At 66.9% G+C, this 15693-nt stretch carries 12 protein-coding genes and 1 tRNA gene; 9 read left to right on the forward strand and 4 right to left on the reverse strand.

All coding sequences use genetic code 11. The features are described 5' to 3' along the window. Window positions 1–3: 3 nt before the first annotated feature. Window positions 4–1563, forward strand: coding sequence for an amino acid permease (locus ACGFY9_RS46730; protein ID WP_393764925.1), 1560 nt, complete (start codon window positions 4–6; stop codon window positions 1561–1563). Between the two features lie 132 nt (window positions 1564–1695). Further along, window positions 1696–1768 (forward strand) — tRNA-Lys (locus ACGFY9_RS46735). A gap of 128 nt (window positions 1769–1896) precedes the next feature. Here ACGFY9_RS46735 and ACGFY9_RS46740 read toward each other — a convergent pair. Then, the gene (locus tag ACGFY9_RS46740) at window positions 1897–2442 is read right to left on the reverse strand and encodes a flavoprotein (protein ID WP_393764927.1); all 546 of its coding nucleotides are present in this window, start codon (window positions 2440–2442) and stop codon (window positions 1897–1899) included. Continuing rightward, window positions 2439–3710, reverse strand: a complete 1272-nt coding sequence (locus ACGFY9_RS46745; protein WP_393764929.1) for a helix-turn-helix domain-containing protein — start codon at window positions 3708–3710, stop codon at window positions 2439–2441. Before ACGFY9_RS46745 ends, ACGFY9_RS46740 begins: the two co-directional genes overlap by 4 nt. A 176-nt stretch (window positions 3711–3886) precedes the next feature. Between ACGFY9_RS46745 and ACGFY9_RS46750 the strand changes: the two genes are divergently transcribed. The 7 genes from ACGFY9_RS46750 to ACGFY9_RS46780 all read left to right on the forward strand — a co-directional run bounded on the left by ACGFY9_RS46750 (window position 3887) and on the right by ACGFY9_RS46780 (window position 10229). Further along, a complete protein-coding gene (locus ACGFY9_RS46750; RefSeq protein ID WP_393764931.1) occupies window positions 3887–4318 on the forward strand; it encodes an ATP-binding protein in 432 nt (143 codons plus the stop codon). Between the two features lie 39 nt (window positions 4319–4357). Further along, window positions 4358–5641 carry a UDP-N-acetylglucosamine 1-carboxyvinyltransferase gene (locus ACGFY9_RS46755; protein ID WP_393765007.1) on the forward strand — a complete coding sequence of 428 codons (1284 nt, stop codon included), beginning with the start codon at window positions 4358–4360 and terminating at the stop codon, window positions 5639–5641. Next, window positions 5638–6867: a metallophosphoesterase gene (locus tag ACGFY9_RS46760; protein ID WP_393764933.1), complete on the forward strand. Its 1230-nt coding sequence runs from the start codon at window positions 5638–5640 to the stop codon at window positions 6865–6867. The genes ACGFY9_RS46755 and ACGFY9_RS46760 overlap by 4 nt, the downstream gene beginning before the upstream one ends. Continuing rightward, on the forward strand, window positions 6864–7403 hold the full coding sequence (gene dcd, locus ACGFY9_RS46765) for a dCTP deaminase (protein WP_393764935.1): 540 nt from the start codon (window positions 6864–6866) through the stop codon (window positions 7401–7403). Before ACGFY9_RS46760 ends, dcd begins: the two co-directional genes overlap by 4 nt. Then, window positions 7400–7927 (forward strand): deoxycytidine triphosphate deaminase, encoded by a 528-nt coding sequence (locus ACGFY9_RS46770; RefSeq protein WP_393764937.1) that lies wholly within the window; start codon window positions 7400–7402, stop codon window positions 7925–7927. The genes dcd and ACGFY9_RS46770 overlap by 4 nt, the downstream gene beginning before the upstream one ends. Beyond that, window positions 7924–9048, forward strand: a complete 1125-nt coding sequence (locus ACGFY9_RS46775; RefSeq protein WP_393764939.1) for a glycosyltransferase family 4 protein — start codon at window positions 7924–7926, stop codon at window positions 9046–9048. The genes ACGFY9_RS46770 and ACGFY9_RS46775 overlap by 4 nt, the downstream gene beginning before the upstream one ends. A gap of 137 nt (window positions 9049–9185) precedes the next feature. Beyond that, window positions 9186–10229 carry a serine hydrolase domain-containing protein gene (locus ACGFY9_RS46780; RefSeq protein ID WP_393765009.1) on the forward strand — a complete coding sequence of 348 codons (1044 nt, stop codon included), beginning with the start codon at window positions 9186–9188 and terminating at the stop codon, window positions 10227–10229. A gap of 88 nt (window positions 10230–10317) precedes the next feature. Here the strand turns inward: ACGFY9_RS46780 and ACGFY9_RS46785 are convergent, their stop codons facing one another. Next, on the reverse strand, window positions 10318–11565 hold the full coding sequence (locus tag ACGFY9_RS46785) for a hypothetical protein (protein ID WP_393764941.1): 1248 nt from the start codon (window positions 11563–11565) through the stop codon (window positions 10318–10320). A gap of 148 nt (window positions 11566–11713) precedes the next feature. Further along, window positions 11714–15142: an AAA domain-containing protein gene (locus ACGFY9_RS46790; RefSeq protein ID WP_393764943.1), complete on the reverse strand. Its 3429-nt coding sequence runs from the start codon at window positions 15140–15142 to the stop codon at window positions 11714–11716. Between the last annotated feature and the right edge of the window lie 551 nt (window positions 15143–15693).

Consider the following 15693-nt stretch of genomic DNA (forward strand, 5'->3'; position numbering starts at 1 on the left):
GGCATGACAGATGACGCCATAGCGAGTGGGCTGTCAAAGGGAGACGCTCCCGGTCTCTCCGACGAGGAACGCCTTGCCCAGCTCGGCTATACGCAGGTTCTCGCCCGCCGCATGTCGGCGTTCTCCAACTACGCGGTCTCCTTCACGATCATCTCGGTCCTGTCCGGCTGCCTGACCCTCTACCTCTTCGGCATGAACACGGGCGGCCCGGCCGTGATCACCTGGGGCTGGGTCGCCGTAGGCCTGATGACGCTCTTCGTCGGCCTGTCGATGGCCGAGATCTGCTCGGCCTACCCGACGTCGGCCGGCCTGTACTTCTGGGCCCACCGGCTGGCGCCCCCGCGTACGGCGGCGGCCTGGGCGTGGTTCACGGGCTGGTTCAACGTCCTCGGCCAGGTCGCCGTGACGGCCGGCATCGACTTCGGGGCGGCGTCGTTCCTGGGCGCGTACCTGAACCTCCAGTTCGACTTCAAGGTGACGCCGGGCCGCACGGTCCTCCTCTTCGCGGCGATCCTGATCCTGCACGGGCTGCTGAACACCTTCGGCGTGAAGATCGTCGCCCTCCTCAACAACGTGAGCGTGTGGTGGCACGTGCTGGGCGTCGGCGTGATCGTCGGCGCGCTGACCTTCGTCCCCGACCACCACCAGTCGACGACCTTCGTCTTCACGAAGTTCGTGAACAACACGGGCTGGGGCAGCGGCGTTTACGTCGTGTTGCTGGGCCTGCTGATGGCGCAGTACACCTTCACCGGCTACGACGCCTCCGCCCACATGACGGAGGAGACCCACGACGCGTCGACGGCGGGCCCGAAGGGCATCGTCCGCTCGATCTGGACGTCGTGGATAGCCGGCTTCGTCCTCCTCCTGGGCTTCACGTACGCGATCCAGTCGTACAACGGGGAGTTGAAGTCGGCGACGGGCGCACCCCCGGCCCAGATCCTCCTCGACGCCCTGGGAGCGACGTCCGGCAAGCTCCTGCTCCTGGTGGTGATCGGCGCGCAGCTCTTCTGCGGGATGGCGTCGGTGACGGCCAACAGCCGCATGATCTACGCCTTCTCACGCGACGGCGCGCTCCCGTTCTCCCACGTCTGGCACACGGTCAGCCCGCGCACGCGGACGCCGGTGGCGGCGGTGTGGCTGGCGGCGGGGGGCGCGTTGGTGCTCGGCCTCCCCTACCTGATCAATTACACGGCGTACGCGGCGGTGACGTCGGTGGCCGTGATCGGCCTCTACATCGCGTACGTCATCCCGACGCTGCTGCGGCTGGGCAAGGGGGACGACTTCCAGCGCGGGCCGTGGCATCTGGGCCGGTGGTCGCGGCTGATCGGGACGGTGTCGGTGGTGTGGGTGATCGTGATCACCGTGCTGTTCATGCTGCCGCAGGTGTCGCCGGTCACCTGGGAGACCTTCAACTACGCGCCGGTGGCGGTACTGGTCGTCCTCGGCTTCGCGGCGGCCTGGTGGTTCGCCTCGGCCCGGGAGTGGTTCCTGAACCCGGAACACGCCCGCACGAAGGCACGGGTGGCGGCGCGGGCCGGGGCGCCCGAACCGGTGGATCCGTAGCACTTCCGGACCAGTCGGTCCCTCGTCCCGGCCCTGCTCGCACCCTGTTCTGCCGTCCGGCGCGGCCGTGTCCCCGATACCCGATCGGAGACACGGCCACCTCCCGCTATGCTCGGGGAGGCAACATCGCGAGGACCCTTAGCTCAATTGGCAGAGCAGTGGACTTTTAATCCATTGGTTGTGGGTTCGAGTCCCACAGGGTCTACCGGTGGTGGGCGGAGGATATCCCCTCTGACCTGCTGTGCGGCGTCCGGGTCGGCTTCGGCTGGCTCGGGCGCTGCTTCGTTTTCGGGGGTTTGAGTGAGCGGGTGCGCGGTGTGGCATGGGCACGCATCACGACCGCGCGGACAGCTTGGGGGCGAGCAACTCCAGCGCTTCCTCCCAGCGGTAGCGGTCGGCTCCGCCGCCAGCCTTCGGCCGATGAGGCTCGTACGACCCGATCAGGACGCCCATCTCACGCAGCCGCTCCAGACTCTGCTGGTAAGCGGGGTGGGCGGCCTGGGCCGAGTTCAGGTACGGCAGCACGGCCACCGGTACGCCCATGGCGGGTGCTTCGCAAAGGATGCCCAGCGCGAGGTTGTCGGAGATCCCGGCGGCCCACTTGTTGACGGTGTTGAAGCTGGCCGGGGCGACCGCGATCGCGTCCGCGGGGCGGGTCGGGCGCGGTTGGTCCGGTGTTCGCCAGGCCGAGCGGATGGGGAGACCGGTCTGCGCCTCGACCGCCTCGACGTCGAGGAATCCGAGTCCTTGCGGGGTGGCGACGACACCGACGTCCCAGTTCCGTTCCTGTGCTGCGGTGATCAGCTTGCCGACGTCGGTGGCGACTCCGGCCGCGCAGACGACGATCTGGAGGAACGGCTTGTCGGGCTGGTCACTCACGCGGGCACTCCCAGTTGGCGGCTGAAGTGGTGCAGCTCGGGCAGTGCCCGGCGGCGGTCGCGGGCTGCCATGTCGGCGACCAGTTCGCGTACGGCCGGGCGGCGGATGTCCTGTGCCGCACAGCTCTCGGCGATACGCAGGGCCTGGTAGCCGTCGGCGAGTCTGCCCTGCTGACTGTAGGCGCGGGCGGTCTCCACCCAGAGCGCGGCCCGGCGCTCGGGGACGGGAATGTGGCGCCGCATGAGGGGGCGCGCGGTTTCCAGGGCGATGCCGGCGTCGCCGAAGGAGACGGCCGCGCTGATCTCGTGCAGGGCCACGTTGGTGGGGCTGAAGTTTGCCCACGCGTCGGGTCGGTCGAAGGAGACGTAGCGCGCCACCTCTTTGGCCTCGGTGAGGAAGTCCTGGGTGGTGGCGCGGTTGCCGTTTCTGCTGGCGGCGGTCGCCCCGCGGAGCAACAGCAGACCGACCGCTGCCAGGTACCGGGGTGAGCGCTGGTCGTAGGAACCGGTGAGCTGGTCGGCAGTGTGGCGGACCATGTTCACGGCCTGGGCGGTGTGCTTCTCGCGCACGAGGACGTGGGCGTGAACGCGCACACTGGCGGCGAGGACGATGGGATCCCCGGATCGTTCCGCCTCGGCCATGGCCCGGCCGGCCGCGAGCCAGGCGTTGCCCTGATCGGCTCGCTTCAGCAGCAGACTCACCGACGTCTGGTACGCGGTGGCGAGCAACCCGGACGCCTCCGCCGAGCCGGATGAGCCGCCGGCGGCATGACGCAGGTCGGCGATCAGACCCGGCAGCGTCCGCTCCAGATCCGTGTAGTCGCACGTGCAGAACATCCGGCGTACGTCCCGTGTCCGATCCCGTAGCTCGTCGATTTCCAGGGCTTGCCCGGTAGCAGCAGGGATAGTGCCTGGCAGCAGGACCTGTACCAGGTCGAAATGTGCTGCGGTGGACGACGGCGGAGCCGCGAGAGCTGCGACGCTCGCGGCCAGGAAGGTACGGCGGTGCATGTCCTCTGTTCCGGGGTCGGCGGGGCTGGTGTCGGAGGAGGCGGCGAGACCGAGACGGTCCAGTGGAATGTCCAGCACCTGCGCGATCTCGCGCAGCGTGCGCACGTCCTCGGTGCCCCTGCCGCTCTCCAGACGGCTCACCTTCGACTGGTGGTACCCCAGGGCGGCGGCAACCTCCGTCTGTGAACGCCGCTGTAACACGCGGGCCTGACGGATCACTTCGCCGATCCGTCTCGCTTCACTCTGTGCCTCGGCCATCTGTGCCACGGCCCCTTCTGCCGTCGCCGATCCTGCCTGCTCAACCGAGCGTAACCGAGAGGCAATTGACTGCGATGCAGCTCCTGCATAAGTCATGCGGCGCTGGCACACGGCGTGGCCTCGCCTGCCTCCGAAGCGGTTGCGTGGAGCTGCCACACCGATCCAGGAGGCCGCTCATGGAAGCGCATCAGATCCATTTGCCCGTTCACGGCACACCTGTTGCCGCCAGCTCCGCGCGGCAGCAACTCGCCATCGGGATACGGGCCTGGGACGCCTCTCTCGATCAGGAACTCCTGGAGACAGCGGAGTTGGTCGCCGCAGAGTTGCTCGCCAACGCGGTACGGCACGCGGGGCACGGCCCTATCTCGGCCGGCGCTCGCTTGAACGACGAACGCCTGCTGATCGAGGTGACCGATGCCAGCTCCAAGGCCCCACAGGTCGGACTGCCGGACGTGGACGAGGAGGGCGGACGCGGCCTGTTCATCGTCGCCGCCCTCGCGGACCGCCACGGGATCGACCTGCTGCCGTCCGGCAAGCGGTGCTGGGCCGAGTTCAAGGTCAGTGGCCCGGACCAGCTCTCACGATGCCTTCCCCTGCAAAGGAGTTGACGGTTGACAGCCGTAAGGATTCCCCCGGTCGCCGCCGAAGTGGTCGCTATCCGGCCCGGCACCTCTCTCACCGGTTCCGTGACAGTCGACGGGTCCAAGAACGCGGCCCTGCCCCTCCTGGCCGCTGCCGCGGCCCTGCACCGTCCGGTACACCTGGGCAACGTCCCGGCGAACACCGACGTCGAAACGATGCTCACCCTGCTCCAGCAGTCCGGCTGGCACACGGCCCGCCCCGTCACCGATCCGCACACCGCGGTCATCCTGCCCAGCGACAGGCCGCAACCGGGGCCCGACCCCGAAACCGCCGCACGCATCCGAGCCTCGTACTACCTCGTACCAGCGTTGCTCGGCGCCTACGGTCGGGCCCGACTTCCCTGGCCAGGCGGGTGCCGGATCGGGGAACGCGGCATGGAACAGCACTTCACGGTCTACGAGCACTTCGGCGACCGTACGACCGTCGACGACCGGGGCTACCTCGTGGAAGCAGCCGCCGCACGGACCGGAACGGTCTCGATCATGCTGCCCTTCCGCTCCCGAGGCGCGACCATCGCCGCCGTCCTGCGCGCCGTCGTGGGCGGACGGCCACTGCGGCTGGGAGGACCCAACCTCTCGCCGGAAGTCCTCAGCGTCGTAGAGGCGCTACGGCTGGCCGGATGGCAGTGCCGAGTCGGCGAGTCCCTCCTCTTGCTCGCACCACCAGCGTCTGCCCCTGCGGAGCCCATCGCCTGGAAGGTGCCCGGCGACAAGATCGAGGCAGGCACGCTGGCTTGTGCGATCGCAGCAACGGGCGGCTACGCACATATCTGTGGCGTTCGCGGCGGCGACGTCGTTCCGCTGATCAGGGCCCTGCGGCAGCTCGGTGTGCCAGCCAGCACCGACGACGACGTACTGACCATCCATGCCCACGACACCCGGCTCACCAGCAGGCCGCTACGAGCCGTCGCTTCCCTCGCCCCCGCCGGCCTGGACGCCGACTTCGAACCGTCCCTGATGGCCTTGGCTCTCACCCGCCCCGGCACCCACCTCTTCTCCGACACCATCAACCCCGGCCGCCACGGCAACCTCCTGCCCCAATTCGCCCGCCTCGGCGCCGAGATCCACGACCTGTCGCCCACCAAGTGCCGTCTCACCGGCCCGCAGCAGTTGACCGGCACCGGAGTGGAGGCCACCGACATCCGCACGGGCTCCGCCCTCCTCATCGCCGGCCTCACCGCACGCGGTGTCACCACGCTGGGCGGCCTCGACCAACTCCGCCGCGGACACGCCGACCTGCCCACCAAACTGCACGCCCTCGGCGCCGACATCTGCGAGGTCACCCCATGAGCCGACAGTTACGGAAGATCATCGCTACGACCGACGTCCACTCGGCCTTCGACGCGACCACGCCGATGCTCACCCACCTCCACGCCGCCAGGGCCGAGAGCCTGATCATGGACTGCGGCGACTTCTTCGAAGGAAGCGGCTACTACCGCTTCGGCAAAGGCCAGATCGAGCGCGAGATCCTCACCAGCCTGTACGACCTGCTCGCACCCGGAAATCACGGCTGGCCGCACTACTTCGAACCAGGGCTGCACGAGATGACCGTGTGCGCCAACGCCTCCGACGCCAACGGCAAACCCCTCTTCGACCAAGTACGCATCAAGCGGATCAGCGGCCAACGGGTCGCCATCACCGCGGTGATGGGCCCCCAGGCGTTCAACACGATCCCCACCCGCGACCGCACGGGCCACCACGTCACCAACCCGGCTCATGCCCTGCGCGAGGTGATGCTGGAGAACCACCACCGAGCCGACGCCTGGATCGTGTTGTCCCACTCCGGCTTCGAGGAGGACCTGAAGCTGGCCGCCGCCTGCCCGTTCGCGGACGTCATCTTCGCCGGCCACTGCCACAGCGACACCTACGGCCCTGTGCGCATCGGCAACACCTTGGTCGTCAAGGGACGCGAACTCGGCGTCGGCTACGCCACCGCAGAACCGGGCGGCAGCGGCTGGGCCGCCCGCACATGCACCTTTCCCAACGCCACCGCAGTTCCCGAAGACCTCGCCACGGTGCGGGAGAGGATCTCCCTCTTCAGCCGGAAGCTGGCGAGTCCGCTCGGAACCGTGAACGAGCCCTACCGCAATGGGGAGTTGGACCGCAGCCGTCTGCTGCGAGAGATCGCCGGCCGACTCCACTCCGGCCTCGGCGCAGACGCGGTGATCCTCAACGAGACCGCGCTCCGTTCCGTACCGCTCGGCGAAGTGCTCACCCTCGGCGACCTGTTGGCCATCGAGCCCTTCGACAACCAACTCGTCCACGCCGTCCTTCCTGACGAGCACGCCCAGGACCACGACAAGCTGCTCACGCAACTCGCTGAATGCGTGGGCCCGTTGGTCATCGCTCCCACGCCTCTTCCGTCGGCGATGAGCAGCGTGCTGACGACGGGCTACCTCGCCGACAGCCATCTGGGCGGCCGAACACATCAAGCCGGGCTCCGGCTCAGCCAAGCAGTACGCCGCGTCCTGGCCACCACCTTGCCCGGCGGCGCCACCTTGGGAGGCGAGCAGTGATCCTCACCGGCCCCGAGATCACCGCCGCTGCCCGCGACGGTCGCCTGACCATCGACCCCTTCGAGTTGGAACAGGTCAACCCCAACAGCTACAACGTCCGCCTCGGTCCCACCCTGCTGACCTACGTGGACACCGTGATCGACTCCCACCACCCCAACTCCACCTGTGAGATGGAGATCGGGAAGGACGGGTACGTGCTCCAGCCCGGCGAGTTGTACCTCGGGCACACCCTCGAACAGGTCGGCTCCAACTCCTTCGTACCGCTGCTGTTCGGTCGCTCCTCGGTCGGCAGGCTCGGCCTCTTCGTCGAAATCACCGCCCCCATCGGCGACATCGGCTTCCACGGCCAGTGGACGCTGATGCTCTCGCCAGTCCGTCCGCTACGGGTGTACGCCGGCATGAAGATCGCGCAGATCATGTTCTTCGTCTCTACCGGTGAAATCGACCCCTACCAAGGCAAGTACCAGGCCGCCACAGGTCCGCAGCCGTCGAGGTACTGGCGGGACGTCGCTCCGGTGAAGGCGGTCGCCTCGTGATCCTGACCCGCCCCGCGATCAGAGCCGCCCTTCAGGCTGGCGAGATCACGATCGAGCCGTACGATCCCGCCCGTCTCTCCCCGAACGCCTACGACTGGCGGCTCGGCGACACTCTTCGCGTCTGCGCCGGTGAACTGGACGCCGCCGCCCCCACCGCATTCGTCGAACAGGTCATCCCCGCAACGGGCTTGGTGCTCAAGCCGGAGGTGCTCTACCTCGGTGTCACGCTGGAGAAGACCGGTTCGGAGACGTACGCGCAGATGCTCAACGGCGACCGCACCATCGGCGCACTCGGCATCTGGGTCCACGTCTCCGCCCCGCTCGGCCACCAAGGCCACGCCATTCGCTGGACGTTGGAGATCCGCGCCGCCAAGCCCGTCCGGGTCTATCCGGGGATGACCTTCGGCAAGCTCGTCTTCCTCACCGCCTTCGGCACGCCAGCCAGCTACCAGCAGCAGCTTTCCAAGTACGCGGCTACCGACGGCATCGACATCTCCCGCCTCTACGAGGAGATCCCCGGATGAGTCCTGTGAGTCCCCGCTCAGCCGCCGGGCCACTGGCCGCCACCCTGCTGGACCTGCCCGCCGGAAGTCCTGGCGGCAGCGTCGAACTCTTCCTCGACCTCTACACGGGAGACCGCCCCCTCATCCCCGCACGCGCGTTCATGCTCGGCCCGTCCAACCCGAGTCGCCTTCCCCCCGCTGGGCTCGACCTATTGCCCGTGGCCGGCAAATGCCTGGAAGGCCCGGCCTTCGGCAACTACGTCACAGCCCTACGCAGGGCCCTCACAGCCGCGATCGACCCAAACCAGATCGGCGTCCTGCACCTCCAGCACCTGGCGTTCGGCGCCACCCCAGCCCTGATCCGAGCCCTGCCCCTGCATCCCCGCATCGCCCTGGTCCACGGCACCGACCTGATCTTCGCCGAGACCCACCGCGATCAACTCCGAGTCCTGCGCGAGACCGCCAGAGCCGCCGACGCCATCGTCGTACCGACAGAGGCAATGGCCGACCGCTTGCTCAAGCTCGCCCCGCAGACCGACCGTCGGAAGATCACCCACATCCCCTGGGGCATCCCCGACCACCTGCTCACCGCTCCGCCGCCCCGACCAACCCACGCCTCCACCAGCCACCTACGACTGCTGTACGCAGGACGGCTGACCGCCGAGAAGGGCGTGGCGGCCCTAATCAAGGGCTTGGCCCCTGTGCCAGGTGTCGAGCTGAGCATCGCCGCGCCCCGGGCCCAATTCCACGCCCTGGCCCCGCTGTTGAAACGGGCTGGCGTGAGGGCCCACTACCTCGGGTGGCTACCCCGTCAACAACTGTGGAAGGCGTTCGCCGAGCACGACGTACTGGTCATGCCGTCCACCACCTTGGAGGCCATGGGCTTGGTCGCGCTGGAGGCCCAAGCCTGTGGACTGCCCGTCCTCTACCAACCCGTACCGGGCCTCAGCGAGGCCCTCGCCGCGACCGGCGTAGCCACCGACTTCACCAACTCGGCCGCCCTCGCCCGCGATCTGGATCGGCTGCGAACCTCTCCCGGCCTGCTCTCCGCGCTGCGGCAGGCGGGCTACGCGAACGCCACCCGTTACCCGCTCTCGACTACCGCGCAAGCCCTCATCGACCTCGGCCACCAACTCTCCTGAGCAGGTTCAGAAACGGGACCGTTCGGCACAGGAGGTAACCGGCCTGCCATGAGGGCAGCTCAGCACGCCGTTCCTCCACTCATCCCATCCGCGTCACTACGCTGACCGACGGGATGCCCACTGCGAACAGGGAGACCATGACGTACCGCACCGACCGCATCGAACAGCTCCTGAGCGAAGGCGTCCGCGACAAGGTCTACCCCGGCGCTGTATGGGCCGTCGGAGACGCCGCCGGAACTCACGTCCACGGCACCACAGGGGTCCTCGACCCCGAGCAACCGGACGCGCCGATGCGGCCCGACACCGTCTTCGACGCCGCCAGCCTCACCAAGATCCTCGCCGTGTGGTCCTCCATCGGCTCCCTCTGGGAAGAAGGCAAGCTCGACCTCGACTCTTGCCTGGGCACCTTCTGGCCCGAGGCCGAAGGCCACGCGCTCGGATCGGTAACCGCCCGCCAGTTGCTGACCCACACGGCCGGCGTCCCCCTGCGGGCCCAGCTCAGAAACCTCTACGGCAGCGACCCGCAGGACATCCGCGATGGCGTACTGAGGGAAGCACTGCACCGCCAGCCCGGAGAGGCCGTCGAGTACACCGACCGGGCTGCCCTCATCCTCGGCTATCTCGCCGAACACCTCTCGGGCCAGCGCCTTGACCAACTCGCCACGGAGCGGATCTGGCAGCCGCTGGGTATGAACACCACCCGGTTCGGGCCGCTGTCCTCGGAGATCGCCGCGCGGTGTGCGCCGACCGAACTCGACCAGGACACCGGCACTCACCTCAAAGGCGTCGCCCACGACTTCTCTGCACGACTCCTGGGCGGCGTGTGCGGCATCGCCGGTGCCTTCACTGTCCTCGACGATCTCGCTGTTTTCCTGCGTTACATGCTGGGCGGAACTTCTGCATCTGAGCAGGCCATCTTCGGGCCGGCGTGGGCGGCTGAGTCGCTGACGATCCAGACCGGTGAACTGGAGCCCGTACGCGGCCTGTTCTGGCACCCAGCTTCCGGTACCGAGCCGACGCAGGATGTCTGGGTGCACTACGGCTTCACCGGAACCGGCATGTGGATGTCCCCCGGCCAGGGGCGATGGGCCGTACTGCTGACCAACAAGCTCTACTACACCCGCGACCGCCAGCCCCTCACCGAGATCCGCAACGCCTTCCGCGAACTCACCTTCGGATGAGACAGCGGCCCGCGACTTATGCCGCCGACTCGAAGGAGACTCCAACTGCAGGTAGTTAGGCGAAGGTTGAGGTGGCGCCTTGGCCGAGTTATCGGCGCTGGTCGGCGATCAGCTCAAGGTAGCGGGCGTACTGGGTGTCGGCGATCTGGCGGTTGCGGACGAGGCTTCCTTCTTCCATGCGATAGGTGCGTTCGGGGTCACCTTTGAAAGAGAGCCAGTTGAAGGACGTGGTCACCCAGACGTCGTCGTAGACGAGAACCTTTGCGTGGGTGCTCTTCAGACGTGTGAAGTTGAGTTTGTCGCGGTAGCGGTCGGCCAGGTTGGTGAGTTTACGGACGGAGGCCGGGTCGGTCTTGGTGTCGTTCTCCTCGTAGCCGTATGCAATGTCCACTTTGACGCCTCGTTTGACCCGTCGTTCGAGTTTGCTGAGGAAGTCGGTAGTGATGATCGCGTTCTTGATCCACGGTGAGATAATCAGGAGTCGGCGGCGAGCGTTGGAGAGGGCGTCGTCGAGGACGTCCGGGTGCTCGAAGACGCCGATGGCTCGGATCTCGTCTGCCTGTGGCTGTTGAACTTCCGGCGGACCCGGCGTGGGGGCGTGAACGCCGAGCTGGAATGCGGCCTGTTCTGCACGCTGCTGGGTGACCTCCAGCAGCGGTACGCGGGCCTTTTCAAGGTCGGGGTCCAGGAGAGGGCGTTCGGGGGGCGGCGCGACGGTGATGCCGAGGGCCTTGGCACCACCTTGGCCGATAAGGGCGAGTTCGTGGGCCTGACTGAGTTCGCCGTCGACAACGATGCCGACTTCGACGTCGGTACGGTCTGCGTCGGCGTACACCAGGAGTTTGACCGGCAGGACACGGCGGGCTGGGGCCTGGGAGATGCCTTTGACCTGGAGGACTTCGCGTTTGTTGTTGCCGTTCTCGCGGAGCAGAGCGGTGATTTCGGCTGCGGTGATGTCTCCGTCGTTGACAGGCCCGGACCTGGCGACGGGCAGCATGATCATGCCGTTTTCCTCGGCCTGCCCGCGCGGGACGGTGGTGCGGCGGTCGTAGGGCGCTACTTTCCACAGCATTTGGTCGTAGACGAGAGGCTGGTTGACCCGCACGGGCGCTACCGCGGCGGCCTGCTGGGCGGTGAGATGGCCCTTGTCTGTGAGCCGCAGGCTGGGGGTCCGGCTTGCATCTTCGGCGGTGGGGCGGCCCCATTTGAGGTCGTCCGAGCCGAACAGCACGGCGACGGTCCGGTCGACCATGTTTTCGGGCAGGCCGAGTAGGCCGGCGATGCCCCGCGCGCTGCTCACGTTGTGGTCAACCAGCCGCAGTACGAATTCCTCCATGAGCGGGAGGTCCTTGCTGTCCTGGGCGAGGACCTCGGCGGTGATCCGGGCGACAGGCAGTGCGGCGTCGGCGATCTGGATGAGTTCGAGTCCGGGACGGGTGTTGTGGAAGCGGAGGGCCAGGAGGCTGTCGTCGCCGAAGGCGGGGCTAGAGGTAGGCATTGCGGATCTCGCAGTCTTCCGGGTGGCCGCTCATGTAGTCGAGTACGTCGCGCAGGGCGCCGGGCTTGCTGCGGCAGAAGCCAGCGTCGCCGACGATGATCAGTCCGTAGCGGGCGCGGGATAGTGCGACGTTGATGCGGCGCCAGTAGGGCTGGCCGAGGAACCCGAAGCGGCCGCTGACGTTGCTGCGGGTCACGGAGAAGACGACGAGATCGCATTCTCGACCCTGTACCGCGTCGACGGAGAGCACTTCTGGAGCGATGTGCTTGAGCCTCAGGGAGGCTAGGCGTTTGGTGAGTTCTTCGACCTGGCGGCCGTAGGGGGCGATCAGCAGGACGTCGAGGCGCTTGCCGTCGGGAGTCTTGATCACCCCCTTGTCGATGGCCCGGTCGATGACTTCCAGGCGTCGCATCGCGAGTTGGCCCTCAAGGCGGTTGGAGATGCTGGTCTGTGCGGCGGACTGCTCGTCTTCGCGGCGGTTCGGCAGGGCGCTGGTGTCCAGCCACAGGACGGGTTTGTTGACCGTGCTGTAGCCGGGGAGGACATGGTCGTTGGGCGAGATCAGTTTGTTGTCGTAGAAGCAACTGCTGATCATGTTGCCGATCGCCGGGGTCATCCGGTACTGCTCGCGCAACAGGTGCTTGACGGGTGACTTGGTGGAGTTGGCGAAGTATTGGAACAGGGTGGTTTTCACCAGCTCGGGGATGAGCTGGTGATCGGCCATGATCTTTTCGTCGCGCAGCAGATCTTCATCGATGGGAGGCAGCTGGTTGGTGTCGCCGACCAGCACCCACCTCTTGGCCCTGGCCATTGGTACCAGCGCCTCAGTCGCGGTCGCCTTGGACGCCTCGTCGAAGATGCACAGGTCGAATTCGAGATCCCGGGCCGCTGGGTGACCGAGGAAGCCGAGTGCGGTTCCGCCGATGACGCGCCGGGTGCGAAGGAAGCCCGCGATCAGGTTCTGGTCGGTGCCGATTCGCTGCAGCCATTCGCCCTGAAGACGCAGCAGATGCATCAGTTCCCTGCCTGTCCCGGCCGGGCCGAGGAGCACCTCGACGACGTCGCGGACGTCTGCGGCACTCATTTCCTCGCGGAGGGTGAGTTCGCCGTCGAGCATGGACTGCACTTCGGCAAACAGCTCTGCCCGTTGTTCGAGGAGTTGTTCTCGGCGGGCCCGGGTGGTGACGACTTCCTCGCCGAGCTCCCTGGCGGAGGTGGTGCGCTCAGGTACAGGCTGGTTCGCCAGCTCGTCGAGACGGGTCGTCACATGTGCTAGGTCGGCGGCCACGGCGGCGAGTTCTTCCAGCACCAGGGCCGCCTTGAGGTGGTTGGGCTGCTGGCCGCTGTTGGCGGCCACGCTCTCCAGATGCCGCTCTGCGCGCGTCCGGACACCCTGGGTCCACTTCTTGACTTGCCGGTCGAGCAGCAACGGCTGGGCGCTTTCGGCGACGCGTGGATCATCGACGCGGCCGAGGCGGACGAGTTCGGTGATGCCGGCGTCTTCAAGGCGCTTGAGGGCGTTGTCGATGGCGATGTGGGTCTGGCTGACGATGAGGATGCGGGCGGTGGGATGCCTGCTGAGGGTCTGCTCTACGATCTCAGCGATCACGGTGGTCTTGCCGGTGCCGGGTGGTCCCTCGACGAGCAGTAGGTCCTGAGTGCCCAGGGCGTGGGCGACGACGTCTCGTTTGCTCTGGTCGAGATCGGCACGGACCCAGGTGGTGACCTCGGTGGGCGGGCCGACCTTGAGGGCTCCGGGGTTATCGATGATCTGCCGTAGGTCGAGATTGGCAGTCTGCCCAGCGGCGACTGCGGTAAGTGCGTCGCGCTGCCGGTTGATCGCGTTCTGGCTGGGTCCAAGGAAGGGCAGCAGTACACCTCGGGCGGGCAGGACGGCCTGGGGACGCGTCATCCGCAGGACGACGGTGTCGTCAGTGCGGTTGGTGATCTCGCCACGGTCGATGGGCCGGCTGTAGGGGTACTCCGCGACGGACCACTCTTCGCCGATTTCGGCAGTGGTGTCGGGCGAGGCGAGATGGAAGACCCGGGTGCGGCCACCACCTTCCAACCGTTCGTACTGGATCGGCTGCCGCCCGTTGGCCGCTACCTCCTCGCGAGCTTCCAGGACACGGCGCCAGCCGTCGAACAGGTCGCCGAGTTGCTGACGCTTGCCCTCCTTGGCCACGGCCTCGCGCGCGTCCAGTTCCGCGTTGAGGTTGTCCAGCAGCAGGTTGAGGCCGTCGTACGCCGGGTCCTCACCCGGGTCGTTGAACGTCCAGGTAAGGATGGGGTCGAATTTGAGGGCGGACGCACGGCGCTTGGCCATCCATTCCTCTGCCCGTTCCTCCGCCGAGACGATGACGCACCGGTCGCGTTGATCCTCGTCGTGGACCAGACGCAGAAACAGACTCTGGCCGAACACCCGCACCGTGCCGGTGTCGACCTCGTCGCTCTGCGCGTTGTAGCCGTAGTCGACGTGAACGGTGCCGGAGATGTCCGCCAGCACCGTGTTCTTCACCGCATCCCAATCGATCTCTTCTCCGGCTGCGGCTGCGCTCAGGCTTTCGGCCGCGCGGCGGGTCATCTTCAGCCAGAGCGCGTTGCGTTGGCGGGCATCACGGTTTTCGCAGACCCGCTCGGCCTCCAGGAGCCGGTGTTCCAGGACGATGGCGTTGGCCGGCCGCTTCTTGGGGTCGAGGTCGATGCAGGTTCTGAGGACGTTGCGAATCTCGGTGTCGAGTTCCAGACCGTCAAGTACCGTCGCCAGATCGTGGTAGTCATGCGCCTGACTGCGGGAGAGGACCTGAATGGCCAGGACCGCGTAGGCGTACACGTCACGGACATACGGGACTGCCTCGCTCTGCTCGGGCGGCGAGTACAGGGCGGATCGGAAGTCCGCGACCGTCTCGTCGGTCACGGCCGCGGCCTTGGACAAGATCTTGGCGATCCCGAAGTCGGCGAGCTTGACCGTGCCGTCACTGGCCAGCAGGACATTTCCCGGTTTCAGATCACGATGCTCGATCTCCTTCTCGTGGGCATATGCGAGAGCGGAAGCCAGTGGTCCGCCTATGTGTGTGAAGTAGGCCGGCCAGTCAAGGGGACGGCCATCTGCCATCTCGTCCTTGAGGCTGCGGTCGATCCACTCCAGGGCGATGAAGTACCGCTCCAGCCCTTGATCCCAGCCAGAGTCGAGCATCCGCACGATGTGGGGGTGGTTCAGTGCCTTGAGCGCCGAGGTCTCCCGCTCAAGGAAGATCCGGGTGATCGCGTCGTCCTCGCGCTGTTTGAGCAGCTTCACAGCGACGTGGTCACCGCCAGCGCTCTTGATGTCCACGGCTTTGCGGACCTCGGACAATCCCCCCGGACGCGCCTCCTGAGGGAGCAACAGAAACCGGCCGCTAATCGTCGTCCCCACCCACTGCTCCTTGCTCCCCCGACTGCCGCGCAGTCCATCCAAGTGGCCATTTTGCCAGCGGTTTCCCATCGGATCAGCAGTTTGTCCCGAGGCGATGTGGACTTGGCGAGTAATGGTCCTCGCGGAGTGGCTCTGCGAGAGGACGCCTCCCTTGGGCCAAGCCACGAGCCGTGATTGGAGTCAGCCCCTCGGCCACGGTAGGACGCCTTGACGTGCGTGAGTGATGCGTATGCGGTCGGTGCGGCGGTGGACGTGAGGGATCGGATCGAAGGTCACGCCGAACCTGGCCTGACGAGGTGGTTCCGGACACCGAAGTAGAGTCCGGACCCCCCACCAAGATCACGCCATGAACTGGACTCCGAGAAGCCCGCCTCGCGGGTTGCCGCTGGCGATGCTGACTTGCAACTGGCCAGCGGATAGCTGTACCCGGGCCGATGCTTCTCCGTGGCTGACGGACATGCGGTGGTCCTGGGGCAAGAGTTACTTCAGCGAGAGAACTACGTACGACAGAGAAGTGCTTGTGCAAGAACTTGTACATCAACTAAAGTCTG

It is taken from the genome of Streptomyces sp. NPDC048504, from assembly GCF_043200035.1.
GTDB lineage: Bacteria > Actinomycetota > Actinomycetes > Streptomycetales > Streptomycetaceae > Streptomyces.

Coding starts and splice junctions, on each gene's coding strand:
- ACGFY9_RS46730 (WP_393764925.1), top strand. CDS start 4: ATGACAGATGACGCCATAGCGAGTGGGCTGTCAAAGGGAGACGCTCCC.
- ACGFY9_RS46745 (WP_393764929.1), bottom strand. CDS start 3,710: ATGGCCGAGGCACAGAGTGAAGCGAGACGGATCGGCGAAGTGATCCGT.
- ACGFY9_RS46750 (WP_393764931.1), top strand. CDS start 3,887: ATGGAAGCGCATCAGATCCATTTGCCCGTTCACGGCACACCTGTTGCC.
- ACGFY9_RS46760 (WP_393764933.1), top strand. CDS start 5,638: ATGAGCCGACAGTTACGGAAGATCATCGCTACGACCGACGTCCACTCG.
- ACGFY9_RS46775 (WP_393764939.1), top strand. CDS start 7,924: ATGAGTCCTGTGAGTCCCCGCTCAGCCGCCGGGCCACTGGCCGCCACC.
- ACGFY9_RS46780 (WP_393765009.1), top strand. CDS start 9,186: ATGACGTACCGCACCGACCGCATCGAACAGCTCCTGAGCGAAGGCGTC.
- ACGFY9_RS46785 (WP_393764941.1), bottom strand. CDS start 11,565: ATGGAGGAATTCGTACTGCGGCTGGTTGACCACAACGTGAGCAGCGCG.